The organism is Streptomyces sp. NPDC017979 (assembly GCF_044328175.1).
Taxonomy (GTDB): Bacteria; Actinomycetota; Actinomycetes; order Streptomycetales; family Streptomycetaceae; genus Streptomyces.
Genome location: NZ_JBIRGU010000001.1, coordinates 1157353 through 1170926 on the forward strand (window position 1 = coordinate 1157353; position 13574 = coordinate 1170926).

Consider the following 13574-nt stretch of genomic DNA (forward strand, 5'->3'; position numbering starts at 1 on the left):
CAGTGAGTGTACGTGGTCGCGGCGCTGACGTCGAACGGAAAGCTCCCGAGCGGGTCTTGGACGTGCGCCGCGGGGCCGTCCGGGGGGGCGGCGGAAGCACCCGTGCCCAAGCGGTGAAACACGTGTGCCGCCCCGGTTTGCCGTCTGGGACGATGGATCGTATGAGCGCTGTCAACCCATCCGCCGAGCGCCGGGTCTCCGCCCGCGTCGGCGCGATCTCCGAGTCCGCGACCCTCGCCGTCGACGCCAAGGCGAAGGCCCTCAAGGCCGCCGGGCGTCCGGTGATCGGCTTCGGCGCGGGCGAGCCCGACTTCCCGACGCCGGACTACATCGTCGAAGCCGCGGTCGAGGCGTGCCGTACGCCGAAGTACCACCGCTACACGCCCGCCGGGGGCCTGCCCGAGCTGAAGAAGGCGATCGCCGAGAAGACGCAGCGCGACTCCGGGTACGCGGTCGACCCGGCGCAGGTCCTGGTGACCAACGGCGGCAAGCAGGCGATCTACGAGGCGTTCGCCGCGATCCTCGACCCGGGTGACGAGGTCATCGTCCCCGCGCCGTACTGGACGACCTACCCGGAGTCGATCCGGCTCGCCGGCGGCGTTCCGGTCGAGGTGGTGGCCGACGAGACGACCGGCTACCGGGTCTCCGTCGAGCAGTTGGAGGCGGCCCGCACCGAGCGCACCAAGGTCGTGCTCTTCGTCTCGCCGTCCAACCCGACCGGCGCGGTCTACAGCCGCGAGGACACCGAGGCGATCGGCCGCTGGGCCGTCGAGCACGGCCTGTGGGTGCTGACGGACGAGATCTACGAGCACCTGGTCTACGGCGACGCGGTCTTCACGTCCCTGCCGGCCGTCGTCCCGGAGCTGCGGGACAAGTGCATCGTCGTCAACGGCGTGGCCAAGACGTACGCCATGACGGGCTGGCGCGTGGGGTGGATCGTCGGGCCGAAGGACGTCGTGAAGGCCGCGACGAACCTCCAGTCGCACGCCACGTCCAACGTCTCCAACGTCTCCCAGGTCGCCGCGCTCACCGCGGTCTCGGGCGACCTGGACGCGGTGGCCGAGATGCGGGCCGCCTTCGACCGCCGCCGGCGCACGATCGTGCGGATGCTGAACGAGATCGACGGCGTCCTGTGCCCGGAGCCGGAGGGCGCGTTCTACGCGTACCCCTCGGTGAAGGCGCTGCTCGGCAAGGAGATCCGCGGGAAGCGTCCGCAGACCTCCGTGGAGCTGGCCGCGCTGATCCTGGACGAGGTCGAGGTCGCGGTCGTCCCGGGTGAGGCGTTCGGCACACCGGGCTATCTGCGGCTGTCGTACGCGCTGGGCGACGACGACCTGGTGGAGGGCGTGTCGCGGATCCAGAAGCTGCTGGCCGAGGCCCGGGACTGAGCTCCCCGGTGGCTGGAAGTGCGGCTTCGGCCGACCGGAACGGCCCTCGGCGCCCCATGGCGCCGGGGGCCGTTTCTTCGTTCGGGCAAGCGCCCGATCAGGGAAAACGGCTTCACGGCACCGGTGCGGTGCGGCAAGATCCGAGGATGGAACGCGTACGTGACGTCAGCCGGCTGCCCAAGGCCCACCTGCACCTGCACTTCACGGGCTCCATGCGGCCCGGCACCCTGCTGGAACTGGCCGACAAGTACGGCGTCCACCTCCCCGACGCGCTGACCAGCGGAGAGCCGCCCAAGCTGCGGGCCACCGACGAGCGCGGTTGGTTCCGCTTCCAACGGCTGTACGACATCGCCCGGTCCTGTCTGCGGGCCCCCGAGGACATCCAGCGGCTGGTGCGCGAGGCCGCCGAGGAGGACGTCCGGGACGGCTCGGGCTGGCTGGAGATACAGGTCGACCCCACCTCGTACGCCCCGATGCTGGGTGGCTTGATCCCGGCGTTGGAGATCATCCTGGACTCGGTGGAGCGGGCGAGCCGGGACACCGGGCTCGGGATGCGCGTCCTGGTGGCGGCGAACCGGATGAAGCACCCGCTTGAGGCGCGCACCCTGGCGCGGCTCGCGGTGCGCTACCGGGACCGCGGGATCGTCGGCTTCGGGCTCTCCAACGACGAGCGGCGCGGCATGGCCCGGGACTTCGACCGGGCGTTCGCCATCGCGCGCGACGGCGGGCTGCTCGCGGCCCCGCACGGCGGCGAGCTGACCGGCCCGTCCTCCGTGCGCGACTGCCTGGACGACCTGCACGCCTCCCGCGTGGGCCACGGCGTGCGGGCGGCCGAGGACCCGCGGCTGCTGCGGCGGCTCGCGGAGCGCGGGGTGACGTGCGAGGTGTGTCCGTCGTCGAACGTGGCGCTGGGCGTGTACGAGACGCCGGGGGACGTGCCGCTGCGGACGCTGTACGAGGCGGGCGTGCCGATGGCGCTGGGCGCGGACGACCCGTTGCTCTTCGGCTCGCGGCTGGCCGCGCAGTACACGCTGGCGCGGCGGTACCACGGCTTCACGGACGGGGAGTTGGCGGAGCTGGCGCGGCAGTCGATCCGCGGGTCGGCGGCGCCGGAGGACGTGCGCAAGAAGCTGCTGGCGGGCGTGGACGAATGGCTCGCCGCCGAGCCCGCGGGCGCCTGAGCCACCGGCCTCAGGCAGCCTTCAGGCGGTCCTCAGGCAGTCCTCAGAGCGAGACGCCGACGGTGACCGGTTCGTTGACCAGGGTCACTCCGAAGGCGCTCCGCACTCCGGCCACGACCTCGCGGGCGAGGGCGAGCAGGTCCTCGGTGGTGGCCTCGCCGCGGTTCGTCAGCGCGAGGGTGTGTTTGGTGGAGATGCGGGCCGGCCCGCTGCCGTACCCCTTGGTGAAGCCGGCCTTGTCGATCAGCCAGGCCGCGGAGGTCTTGGTGCGGCCGTCGCCGGCGGGGTAGGCGGGCGGGGCGACGTCGGCGCCCAGTCGCTCGCGCACCCGGTCGAGGAACGCCCCGTACGCGTCGGCGTCGAGGATCGGGTTGGTGAAGAACGACCCGGCCGACCAGGTGTCGTGGTCGTCGGGGTCCAGGACCATGCCCTTGCCGGCGCGCAGCGCGAGGACGGTGCGGCGGACCGCGTCCAACTCCGCGCGCCCGCCGGGCTCGACGCCGAGGGTCCGGGCCGTCTCCGCGTACTTGATCGGCCCGGACAGCCCTCCGGCGTCCTCCAGGTCGAAGCGGACGCGCAGCACGACGTAGCGGTCCGGGTGCTCCTTGAAGACGCTGTGCCGGTAGGTGAAGGCGCAGTCGGCGTTGGTGAGCGTCACGGTCTCGCGCAGGCGTCGGTCGTACGCGACGACCTCGGTGACGGTGGCGGAGACCTCCTGGCCGTACGCCCCCACGTTCTGGATGGGGGTGGCGCCGGCGGAGCCGGGGATGCCGACGAGGCACTCGATGCCGGCGAGGCCCGCGGCAATGGTCCGGGTGACCGCGTCCGTCCACACTTCGCCGGCGGCGAGTTCGAGGCGGGTGCCGGTCAGCTCGAAGCCGGTGGTGGCGATGCGCAGCGCGGTGCCGTCGAACCCCTTGTCCCCGATGACCAGGTTGCTTCCGCCGCCGACGATCAGCAGCGGGGTGCCGGTGTCGTCCGCCTGGCGCACCGCGGCGACGACCTCGTCGTCGGTGGTCGCCGTGAGCAGCCGGCGGGCGGGGCCGCCGAGCCGGAAGGTGGTCAGGGGCGCGAGGGGGGCATCGTGAAGTTCGTGCACGGGCACAAGGGTACGAAACGAAGGCCGCCCGGCCCGCACGCCTCGGCCCACCGGGCCGGTGGGGGCTCGGTGGGCCGGGGTGCGTCGACGGTTCAGGCCGTGACCGGCTGCCGCTCGTCGTCCTGCCCTTGCGGCTCCCAGTCGGCCGCGGGCTCCGTGCGGTCCGGTCGTCGCGTCCCGGGGATCAGCAGCCCGGCGAGGGCCGCGAGCCCGACCGCCGCCGCGCCGATCCACAGCGCGGGGACGATGCCGTCGACGAACACCTGCGGCGAGGCGTATCCGCCCTGCGCGGCGAAGACGGCGCCGAGGACGGCAACTCCGAGCGCCCCGCCGACTTCGCGCAGCGCGTTGTTCGCGCCGGACGCCATGCCCTCCTCCCCCGGTCGGACGCTGGACATCACCACGTTCATCGCGGGGGCGAAGAAGAGCGCCATGCCCACGCCGCCGACGAGGAGCCCCGGGAGCAGCGCCGGGTACGACACGTCCGGCGAGAGCACGAGGGCGAAGAGCGCGAGGCCGGCGGCTTGGAGGGCGAGCCCGGCGACGACGACGGGCCGGCCGCCGATCCGGTCGGAGAGCACGCCGGCGACGGGCGCGACGAGCAGCGGCATCGCGGTCCACGGCAGCATCCGCAGCCCCGCCTCGGTGGGCGAGTAGCCGACCACGTTCTGGAAGAACTGGCTGAGCAGGAAGATCGATCCGAACATGCCGAGGAACATCAGCACGCCGGCGATGTTGATCCCGGTGAATGCGCGGTTGCGGAAGAGCCGCATGGGGAGCATGGGGTGGGTGCTGACGGTGCCGTGGCGGACGAAGGCGGCCAGCAGGAGCGCGCCGACGATCAGCCCGCCGAGCACCGGCGGGCTCGTCCAGCCTTCGACGTGGCCGTTGATCAGCGCGTAGACGATGCCGAAGAGGCCGCCGCTGGCGAGGAGGGTGCCGGGGAGGTCGAGCCGGGCGTCGGGGGCGTACGACTCGTTCAGGCGCCACGCGGCGAGGGGCAGCAGCAGGAGTCCGACGGGCACGTTCAGCCAGAAGATCCACTGCCAGGACAGGTGTTCGGTGAGCACGCCGCCGACGAGCGGGCCGCTGGCGACGGCGAGCCCGTTGGCGGCGCCGAAGACGCCGAGCACGGCGCCCCTGCGGGCGGCGGGGACGGACGTGGTGAGCAGGGTCATGGTGAGCGGCAGCATGATCGCACCGCCGACGCCCTGGAGCGCGCGGGCGGCGATGAGGGCGTCGATCCCGGGGGCCAGCGCCGCCGCGGCCGACGCGACGGTGAAGACGCCGAGGCCGACGGAGAAGAGCCGGCGCCGTCCGAAGCGGTCGCCGAGCGCGGCGCCGAAGAGCAGCAGGACCGCGAAGGTGAGGGTGTAGGCGCTGACGGTCCATTCGAGGTCGGCGAGGCCGCCGCCGAGGTCGTCGCGGATGGCGGGCAGTGCGGTGGTGACGACGAGGTTGTCGAGCGATGCCATGAATCCGGCGGTGCAGGTGATGAGCAGCGTCCACCCGACGCCGCCCCGACCGCCGCGACCGGTGCTGTCGATCCCGTCGTCCGTGCCGTGCTCGGTTCGCCGTGCCGTGTTCTTCACGGTGTCCTCCCCCAATGTTCTCTGTGGTGTTCCCGGTTCCGGTGCGTTCCCGGAGCCCTGGTGATTAGTAATTAGTCACTAACTTTGCGGGCCATGCGACACCCACCCCGAGCGGGGTGGGGCCGTACCCGCGGACGCCCTACTCGGCGGCGCCGCTGCCGGGCCTGAGCGGGAAGTAGTCGCGCCAGACCCGGTGGTCGTCGGGGAAGCCCAGGGACACCAACACGTTGATCAGCATCCCGTAGCTCATGAACCGGCCCAGGTGCTCGGGGTCACCCCCGAGGGCATCACTCGCCAGGTCCCAGATCTCCAGCCAGGCGCGCCGCACCGCGTCGCCGAACTCGGTGTCCCCTGCCGCCTCGGCCGTCGCAACGGCCACGTAGACCTGCATCTGCATCAGGAGTTTCTCCCGGTCGCCGATCAGCCGGAAGTACGCGGCGGCCATCACGCGCTCGGGGTCACCGTCGGGCGACTTCTCCAAGGCGTCCGCGAACACCCGGACCATGTCCTCCATGCAGCGCCTGGCAGCCGCGAGGAACAACTCCCGCTTGCTCTTGAAGAGCCGGAAGAGATACGGCTGGGAGACGCCGACGCGACGCGCGATCACCTCCGTCGACGTCCCGTTGTACCCCCCGACGGCGAACTCGGCGATCGCCGCCCGGATGACGCTCTCGCGCCGCTCTTCCGCACTCATCCTGACCATGGAGAGAAAGTTAGTGACCAATCACTAGCCTGTCAAGGCCGCCGTCGCACCTTCCGCCGCTGCCACGCGAAGAGGGGACCCTCCTCGGGAGGGCCCCCTCTCACTGTCTTCCTGCGTCTTGCAGCCCGGTCGTCGCTCAGGCCAGCCGGACGACCGCGCGGGCCATCCCCAGCACCTTCTGGCCGTCGCTGACGGCGGTCAGGTCGACCCGCACCGCGTTGTCGTCCAGCAGCGCCGCGACCTTCCCGCTGACCTCGATCAGCGCACCCTCGTCGTCGTTGGGCACCACCACGGGCTTGGTGAAGCGCACCGAGTACTCGACGACCGCTCCCGGGTCCCCGACCCAGTCCGTGACCACCCGGGCCGCCTCGGCCATGGTGAACATGCCGTGCGCGATCACGTTGGGCAGCCCGACCTCGACGGCGAACTTCTCGTTCCAGTGGATCGGGTTGAAGTCGCCGGACGCCCCCGCGTACCGGACCAGCGTCTCCCGCAGCACGGGGAAGCTCTGCGCCAGCAGCTCGGTGCCGACCTCGACGTCCGCGTAGGACACCTTCGCCGCCATCACGCCTCCTCGGCGGCGCGCGCCACCAGCTTGGTCCACGCGGTCACCACGTGTTCACCGGACTCGTCGTGCACCTCGCCCCGGATGTCCAGGAAGTCGTTGCCCGCCATGGACTTGACGCCTTCGATCGTGGAGACGACCGTGAGCCGGTCCCCGGCCCGCACCGGCCTGGTGTACGCGAAGCGCTGCGCGCCGTGCACCACCCGGCTGTAGTCCAGTCCGAGCTGCGGGTCCTGCACCACGACGCCGGCCGCCCGATAGGTGATCGAGAAGACGAAGGTCGGCGGGGCGATCACGTCCTGGTGCCCCAGCGCCTTCGCGGCCTCCGGGTCGGTGTACGCCGGATGGGCGTCCCCGATGGCCTCGGCGAATTCGCGGATCTTTTCCCGGCCGACCTCATAGGGCGAGGTGGGCGGATAACTCCGCCCCACGAAGGACTGATCGAGGGCCATGCGGTGGCTCACTCCTCACAATGATCTGACTGGGTGATCGCGAGGACGCGCAAGATCGCGGCCATTCACTCACGATCGGGTGATCAAACGACCAAAGGCCGTCCCCATGCGGGAACGGCCTCTGTCGTGCCTGTGCGTGCGAGCCTGCGTCAGCGGGTCTCGCGGTGCGCGGTGTGCGCCTTGCAGCGGGGGCAGTGCTTCTTCATCTCAAGACGGTCCGGGTTGTTGCGCCGGTTCTTCTTGGTGATGTAGTTCCGCTCCTTGCACTCCACGCAGGCCAGCGTGATCTTCGGGCGGACGTCGGTGGCAGCCACGTGAGTGCTCCTTGGACGGACGGATGGACGGATTACAAACGCATAAAAGAGTAGCCGATCGGAGGACCGACCCCGCAATCGGCTACTGTCTGTAGCGGTGACCGGACTTGAACCGGTGACACAGCGATTATGAGCCGCTTGCTCTACCGACTGAGCTACACCGCTGCGATATCGGATCCCCCCGCCCGAAAGCGGGGGTCTTCGACATCAGAGCCCCAATACGGAATCGAACCGTAGACCTTCTCCTTACCATGGAGACGCTCTACCGACTGAGCTATTGGGGCGAGCGATGAAGACATTACACGGTCTCCGGCCGTTCGCCCAAATCCGTTTCGCGGTCCTCGTCCCGGTCCACGCCCGCTCCTCCCCCGGGCGCCCGCGCAGGCCCCGACGCGGGCGATCGCGCGGGCCCCGCGCGGCGGCAGGAGCGCGCCCCACCCGGCCCCGACCGTCGCCGCCGGTGCCGTGCTCCGGCTCGTACTCCGGCGCCCTGCACGGCAAACCCCAGGTGGGCGCGCCGGTACGACTATTCCGCTCTTCCACGAAGCCGGCCCCGGCCACCCCTAGGCTCGTCTCACGCTGCGTGACCTTCCCCGCCCCGCCCGCCCCTCTCCGTCCCACGCCCCCACGCGGCCAGCCCGGTCCGGTCCGACCCGGTGCGATCCGACACGATCCCGATCCCGATCCGACCAGGTCTCGACCCAGGTCCCGATCCCGATCCCGATCCGGCGCGATCGCCAGGGCTCGATCCACAGGAGCGCGATGCCCGACAGCCAGCCGCACCCCTCCGACGGCCCCACCTCCGACTCCACCGCGCTGCTGCTCTGCGGTGCCCGGCTGGCGGACGGCCGCACCGTCGACGTACGGCTGAGCTGCGGGCGCATCGAGGCCGTCGGCACCGCAGGCAGCCTCACCCCGCACTCCTCCCGGGTCGATCTGACGGGCTACCTGCTGCTGCCCGCGCCCGCCGAGCCGCACGGCCACGGCGACACCGCCCTCACCGCGGACGGGCCGGGCCCCGTCTCGTACCAGCCGGACGACGTGCAGCGGCGCGCCACGGAGGCGGCGCTGCTGCAACTGGGCCACGGCGCGACGGCGCTGCGCTCGCACGTGCGCATCGGGGACGTCCAGGGCCTCGGACCGCTGGAGGCGGTGCTCCAGGCGCGCCGCTCGCTCCGCGGGCTGACCGATCTGACGGCCGTGGCGGTGCCGCGGCTGCTGACCGGCGTCGCCGGCGCGGACGGGCTCGCCATGCTGCGGGACGCGCTGAAGATGGGCGCCGCGGTGGTCGGCGGCTGCCCGGACGCCGACCCCGACCCGACCGGGTACGTGGAGGCCCTGTTGGAGGTCGCGGCCGAGCACGGCTGCCCCGTCGACCTGCACACGCACGGTGACGACCCGGCCCGGCTGGCCCGGCTCGCCGCCATGGCCGGCGCGGTGCGGCCGGGCGTGGTGATCGGGCCGTGCGCGGGGCTCGCACGGCTGCCGCACGAGATCGCCGCGCGCGCCGCCGACCAGCTCGCGGCGGCCGGCGTCACCGTCGTCAGCCTGCCGCAGGGCGGCTGCGGCGCGCTGGAACAGCGCGGGTCGGCGCCGGTTCGCCTGCTGCGCGCCGCGGGGGTGCGGGTGGCCGCCGGCAGCGGGGCGCTGCGGGACGTGTCGAACCCGGTCGGCCGCGGCGACCCGCTGGAGGCGGCGTACCTGCTGGCGTCGCGCGACGGGCTGGCCGCGGAGGACGCGTACGCGGCGGTGGCGGCGTCGGCCCGGGCGGCGATGGGGCTGCCGGAGGTACGGGTCGAGGCGGGGTTCCCCGCGGAGCTGCTGGCGGTGCGCGGGGAGCGGATCGCGGGCGTGCTGTCACTCGCGTACAGCAGGATCGTCATCCACCGCGGCCGGGTGGTGGCGCGCACCAGCGCGGTGCGGGAGTACTGCGACTCTGCGGTGGCGGTGGCGCTGGAGCTGCCGCGTCAGATCCGCCCCTGAGCGCGGCCGGATCGGGACCGGCGCCGGCGGCCGACGATCGCGCGCGGGGGCGGCGGGGCGTACGGTCGGTGCCATGCGCATTGTGATCGCTGGAGGACACGGTCAGATCGCCCTGCGGCTGGAGCGGTTGCTCTCGGCGGGCGGGCACGAGGTGACGGGGATCATCCGCTCGGACGGGCAGTCGGACGACCTGCGGGACGCCGGCGCTGAGCCGGTCGTGCTGGACCTGGAGTCGGCGGCGGTCGACGAGGTCGCCGACGTGCTGCGGGGCGCCGGCGCCGCGGTGTTCGCCGCGGGCGCCGGGCCGGGCAGCGGCATCCCCCGCAAGGACACCGTCGACCGCGGCGCCGCGGTGCTCTTCGCCGACGCGGCCGAACGCGCGGGCGTGCGGCGCTTCGTCGTCGTCTCGTCCATGGGGGCGGACTCCGGGCACGAGGGCGACGAGCAGTTCGACGTGTACCTGCGGGCGAAGGGCGCCGCGGACGACGACGTGCGGGCCAGGTCCGGCCTCGACTGGACGATCCTGCGCCCCGGCTCGCTGACGAACGACGCCGGTACGGGCCTGGTGGATCTCCAGGCGTCGACGGGCCGCGGGATGGTGGCGCGGGACGACGTGGCGGCGGTCATCGCCGAACTCCTCGACACCCCGGCGACGGCGGGCCTGACCCTCGAACTGGTCGGCGGCTCGGTGCCGGTGGTGGTCGCGGTGCGGGACGTCGCGGGGAACTGAGCGACTGGAGCACTCGGTGCTCCCGGGGGCGATGAGTTCACGAGCGTACGGAGGTCGAAGCGGTATGAACCCAAGCAGCGAGGACCCGACCAACACCGCAGCGAACGGCACGTCAGGAACCGCCGCGGGAAAGGCCCTTCGGCCGACGCTCGGCTTCCAGCCGGAGCAGCCGTACGCCTTCGTCCGGGGCTCGGTCCGGATGGACGAATTCGGCGTGATCGCCGACCGGCTCGGCGAGCTGATCGGCTGGGTCTCCGCACGGGGCGCGGAGTTCGCGGGGGCGCCGTTCTTCCGCTTCAACACCGTCGACATGGGCGGCGCGTCGGACGTGGAGGCGGGCGTGCCCGTCCTCGCCCCGCCCGCTCCGGAGGGCGACTTCCAGACCGGTTCCCTCCCCGCAGGGCGCTATGCCACGGTCCGCCACACCGGCCATCCGGACCAGCTCTTCGACGTCATCACCGCTTTCCGCGCCTGGGCGGACGAGGAAGGGCTGACCTGGGACATGACGCCGTTGGAGGGCGGCGCGGAACGGTGGGGCTGCCGGTTGGAGTCCTATCTGACCGACCCGAGCGTCGAACCCGACATGGACAAGTGGGAGATCGAACTCTCCTTCCGCCTCGCGGACGCCGACTGAATTCGCGCCGAGCGCGGAACGCGCCCGGTTGCGCACGCACGTCATCCCCCGGGGGTGCCCCGCCCGCCCCTCCGTTGCCCTGTCGGGGCCGGCAGGACCTCGCCCGGGGCGGGTACGAATTCGGCATCGCTCCCGCGGACGTCCCCGCCGGCCGCCACCGGCCCAGGAGCCCTTCACCACGGCGCTGCGCGCCGGCGCGCGCCTTGTGCAACACGAAGACCCCTCTTCCGCTGCGTTTCCACAGTGGAAGAGGGGTCTTGTCAAGCGTGGCGGCGCCAGGATTCGAACCTGGGTAGGCTAAGCCGACGGATTTACAGTCCGCTCCCATTGGCCACTCGGGCACACCGCCATGGGACGTCACCCCGAGCCTTGAAGAAGGCCGCTGTCCTGCGGCGCTCCCCGCGGTACTCCGTGGCGACGACGTAAACGATACCCGATGCGCAGGGGTGCTCCGCCACCGGATTGATCAGCCGTGGAGCCACGCCGGGGTGACTAGGCTTGGCGGAGCGGTTCGGAGCATCGGGCCGCGTGTTTCCGCATCCAGATACAAGGAGCACAGGACATGGCCGACTCCAGTTTCGACATCGTCTCGAAGGTCGAGCGGCAGGAGGTCGACAACGCCCTCAACCAGGCCGCGAAGGAGATCTCCCAGCGCTACGACTTCAAGAACGTCGGGGCGTCGATCGCCTGGTCGGGCGAGAAGATCCTGATGCAGGCGAACTCCGAGGAGCGGGTCAGCGCGATCCTCGACGTGTTCCAGTCCAAGCTGATCAAGCGGGGCATCTCGCTGAAGGCGCTGGACGCCGGTGAGCCGCAGCTCTCCGGCAAGGAGTACAAGATCTTCGCGTCGATCCAGGAGGGCATCACCCAGGAGAACGCGAAGAAGGTCGCGAAGATCATTCGCGACGAGGGCCCCAAGGGCGTGAAGGCCCAGGTCCAGGGCGACGAGCTGCGAGTCAGCTCGAAGAGCCGGGACGACCTCCAGGCCGTGCAGACGCTGCTGCGCGAGCAGGACCTGGACTTCGCCGTGCAGTTCGTGAACTACCGCTGACGCACCGGCCCGGCCCGCACGGAACGCGGCCGGGCCGCCCGCGCTCCTCCTGTCCCCTTCCGGCGCTGCTGCCGCCCCGGGCGTGCCGTCCGATTTCCGCCAGCTACGGCGGGGCGCACGGCGCAGACTCGTAGGCGTACGGAAAGCGGGGACGCCGCAGCGGACTCCCCGCGGGCGGCACGGAGAGGAGCGAGAGCCATGACAAAGATCACGACCGTCACACCGACGTCGGTCACCGAGGCAGATTCGGGCGAAGCGGTCCGCGCGGCCACGGTCTACACGACGTTCGACAGCCCGGTGGGCGAACTGCTGCTCGTCGGCGTCCCGTCCGCCGGCGCTCCCGGCGGCACCGCGCTCGTCTCCCTGTCGCTCCCGGAGCAGAAGGGCGCGGCCACCGTGCAGGACGGCTGGCTCCGCGACGACGCCGCCTTCGCGGCGATCCGCGACCAACTGACCGCGTACTTCGAGGGGCGGCTGACCAGCTTCACCATCGCCTACGCGGACGAGGGCACCGACTTCCAACGGCGCGTGTGGCGCGCGCTGGAGACGATCCCCTACGGGACGACCTGCACCTACGGGGACATCGCGCGGCAGGTCGGCGCCCCGCAGGCCGGGGTTCGAGCGGTGGGCACCGCGATCGGACGGAACCCGCTGTTGGTGGTGCGGCCCTGCCATCGGGTGATCGGAGCGGACGGCGCGCTGCGGGGGTACGCGGCGGGCCTGGAGCGCAAGGAACGGCTGCTGGGGCTTGAGGGCGCGCTGGCGTCATGAGCCCCGGTGGTACGGAGGCGGGCGCGGGCGGCGAGGGGACGCTCTTCCCCAGGGAGCCGAGGGTCGTCTCCCCGGGCGCGGTGCACGTGCCGGGGTGGCTGTCCACGGCGCGGCAGCGGGAACTCGTCGAGTTCTGCCGCGCCCGGGCCCGCGGGCCGGTGCCGATGCGGCACACGGTCCTGCCGGGCGGCGGGGTGATGTCCGTGCGGACGGTGTGCGTGGGCTGGCACTGGCAGCCGTACCGCTACAGCCGCACCGCCGACGACGTGAACGGCGCCCGGGTCGCTGACTTCCCCGACTGGCTGGTCGAGTTGGGTCGCGCGGCGCTGACCTCGGCGTACGGCGCCGAAGACGCTGCCGGCGCCGCAGGGGCGACCGGGGGCGGCGAAAGCAGCAGCGGCGGCGACGGCGGGCCCGCGACGTACACGCCCGACACTGCGCTGATCAACTTCTACGACGATGCCGCGCGCATGGGCATGCACCAGGACAAGGAGGAGCGCTCCGGGGCACCGGTGGTGTCGCTGAGCATCGGTGACACCTGCCTCTTCCGCTTCGGCAACGCGGAGACCCGCGGACGGCCCTACACGGACGTGGAGTTGGTCTCCGGGGACCTATTCGTCTTCGGCGGGCCCGCGCGGTTCGCGTACCACGGTGTGCCGAAGGTGTACCCGGGGACGGCCGACCCCGCGACGGGGATGAGCAGCGGGCGGCTGAACATCACCCTGCGGGAGACGGGCCTGCCCGGCTGACCCGCATCCGTGGAGCTGGCCGGGCGCCGGGCTCAGCGGGACCGCGAGTGGCCGAAGAGGAGGCGGTAGCCGATGAGCAGCACCAGGGAGCCGCCGATCGCCGATATCCAGGTCGTGCCGTCGAAGAACTGCTTGGTGATCTCACGGTCGAAGAACTCTGCCGAGATCCATCCGCCGACGAAGGCACCGAGCACTCCGATCAGGATGGTGCCGATCAGGCCGCCCGGGTCGCGGCCGGGCAGCAGGATCTTGGCTATGGCTCCGGCGAACAGCCCGAGGAAGATCCAGGCGAGGATGCTCATGCAGTGAACCTGCCTTTCGTGCGGTGTCATCCGGGATGACGTCGAGTGGTCGGTCGGTGG

The 13574-nt window shown here is 72.0% G+C and carries 15 protein-coding genes and 3 tRNA genes; 8 read left to right on the forward strand and 10 right to left on the reverse strand.

Annotation, left to right across the window (positions count from 1 at the left end; all coding sequences use genetic code 11):
* Positions 1-161 precede the first annotated feature (161 nt).
* The gene (locus ACH4E8_RS04975) at positions 162-1388 is read left to right on the forward strand and encodes a pyridoxal phosphate-dependent aminotransferase (RefSeq protein ID WP_398444361.1); all 1227 of its coding nucleotides are present in this window, start codon (positions 162-164) and stop codon (positions 1386-1388) included.
* A 146-nt stretch (positions 1389-1534) separates the two neighbouring features.
* Positions 1535-2569 carry an adenosine deaminase gene (locus ACH4E8_RS04980; RefSeq protein WP_398444364.1) on the forward strand — a complete coding sequence of 345 codons (1035 nt, stop codon included), beginning with the start codon at positions 1535-1537 and terminating at the stop codon, positions 2567-2569.
* Positions 2570-2612: 43 nt separating this feature from the next.
* Here ACH4E8_RS04980 and ACH4E8_RS04985 read toward each other — a convergent pair whose 3' ends face one another.
* The 8 genes from ACH4E8_RS04985 to ACH4E8_RS05020 form a co-directional block, all read right to left on the reverse strand.
* A complete protein-coding gene (locus tag ACH4E8_RS04985; protein ID WP_398444366.1) occupies positions 2613-3668 on the reverse strand; it encodes a UDP-N-acetylmuramate dehydrogenase in 1056 nt (351 codons plus the stop codon).
* A 92-nt stretch (positions 3669-3760) separates the two neighbouring features.
* On the reverse strand, positions 3761-5215 hold the full coding sequence (locus ACH4E8_RS04990) for a DHA2 family efflux MFS transporter permease subunit (protein WP_398444751.1): 1455 nt from the start codon (positions 5213-5215) through the stop codon (positions 3761-3763).
* 184 nt (positions 5216-5399) lie between these two features.
* The gene (locus ACH4E8_RS04995; protein WP_398444368.1) at positions 5400-5963 is read right to left on the reverse strand and encodes a TetR/AcrR family transcriptional regulator; all 564 of its coding nucleotides are present in this window, start codon (positions 5961-5963) and stop codon (positions 5400-5402) included.
* A 136-nt stretch (positions 5964-6099) separates the two neighbouring features.
* A complete protein-coding gene (locus ACH4E8_RS05000; protein ID WP_398444370.1) occupies positions 6100-6528 on the reverse strand; it encodes a MaoC family dehydratase in 429 nt (142 codons plus the stop codon).
* Positions 6528-6980 (reverse strand): MaoC family dehydratase N-terminal domain-containing protein, encoded by a 453-nt coding sequence (locus ACH4E8_RS05005; RefSeq protein WP_398444372.1) that lies wholly within the window; start codon positions 6978-6980, stop codon positions 6528-6530. The genes ACH4E8_RS05000 and ACH4E8_RS05005 overlap by 1 nt, the downstream gene beginning before the upstream one ends.
* A 149-nt stretch (positions 6981-7129) precedes the next feature.
* Positions 7130-7294 (reverse strand): 50S ribosomal protein L33, encoded by a 165-nt coding sequence (gene rpmG, locus ACH4E8_RS05010; protein WP_006347275.1) that lies wholly within the window; start codon positions 7292-7294, stop codon positions 7130-7132.
* 92 nt (positions 7295-7386) lie between these two features.
* A tRNA-Met gene (locus ACH4E8_RS05015) sits at positions 7387-7459 on the reverse strand.
* Positions 7460-7505: 46 nt separating this feature from the next.
* A tRNA-Thr gene (locus ACH4E8_RS05020) sits at positions 7506-7578 on the reverse strand.
* A 478-nt stretch (positions 7579-8056) separates the two neighbouring features.
* Between ACH4E8_RS05020 and ACH4E8_RS05025 the strand changes: the two genes are divergently transcribed.
* The 3 genes from ACH4E8_RS05025 to ACH4E8_RS05035 all read left to right on the forward strand — a co-directional run bounded on the left by ACH4E8_RS05025 (position 8057) and on the right by ACH4E8_RS05035 (position 10641).
* Positions 8057-9277, forward strand: a complete 1221-nt coding sequence (locus ACH4E8_RS05025; RefSeq protein WP_398444374.1) for an amidohydrolase family protein — start codon at positions 8057-8059, stop codon at positions 9275-9277.
* A gap of 73 nt (positions 9278-9350) precedes the next feature.
* Positions 9351-10007, forward strand: a complete 657-nt coding sequence (locus ACH4E8_RS05030; protein WP_398444376.1) for an SDR family oxidoreductase — start codon at positions 9351-9353, stop codon at positions 10005-10007.
* A 64-nt stretch (positions 10008-10071) separates the two neighbouring features.
* Positions 10072-10641 carry a GyrI-like domain-containing protein gene (locus tag ACH4E8_RS05035; RefSeq protein ID WP_398444378.1) on the forward strand — a complete coding sequence of 190 codons (570 nt, stop codon included), beginning with the start codon at positions 10072-10074 and terminating at the stop codon, positions 10639-10641.
* Positions 10642-10908: 267 nt separating this feature from the next.
* On the opposite strand, the gene ACH4E8_RS05040 is transcribed toward ACH4E8_RS05035, so the two are convergent.
* A tRNA-Tyr gene (locus ACH4E8_RS05040) sits at positions 10909-10990 on the reverse strand.
* Between the two features lie 213 nt (positions 10991-11203).
* Here ACH4E8_RS05040 and ACH4E8_RS05045 point away from each other — a divergent pair.
* From ACH4E8_RS05045 to ACH4E8_RS05055, 3 genes are all read left to right on the forward strand, one after another.
* Positions 11204-11692, forward strand: a complete 489-nt coding sequence (locus ACH4E8_RS05045; RefSeq protein ID WP_361530512.1) for a YajQ family cyclic di-GMP-binding protein — start codon at positions 11204-11206, stop codon at positions 11690-11692.
* 207 nt (positions 11693-11899) lie between these two features.
* Positions 11900-12463 (forward strand): methylated-DNA--[protein]-cysteine S-methyltransferase, encoded by a 564-nt coding sequence (locus ACH4E8_RS05050; protein ID WP_398444753.1) that lies wholly within the window; start codon positions 11900-11902, stop codon positions 12461-12463.
* The gene (locus ACH4E8_RS05055) at positions 12460-13212 is read left to right on the forward strand and encodes an alpha-ketoglutarate-dependent dioxygenase AlkB family protein (protein ID WP_398444380.1); all 753 of its coding nucleotides are present in this window, start codon (positions 12460-12462) and stop codon (positions 13210-13212) included. Before ACH4E8_RS05050 ends, ACH4E8_RS05055 begins: the two co-directional genes overlap by 4 nt.
* Positions 13213-13244: 32 nt before the next feature.
* Here the strand turns inward: ACH4E8_RS05055 and ACH4E8_RS05060 are convergent, their stop codons facing one another.
* Complete coding sequence (locus ACH4E8_RS05060; RefSeq protein WP_398444382.1) at positions 13245-13514, reverse strand: GlsB/YeaQ/YmgE family stress response membrane protein; 270 nt, start codon at positions 13512-13514, stop codon at positions 13245-13247.
* Positions 13515-13574 lie beyond the last annotated feature (60 nt).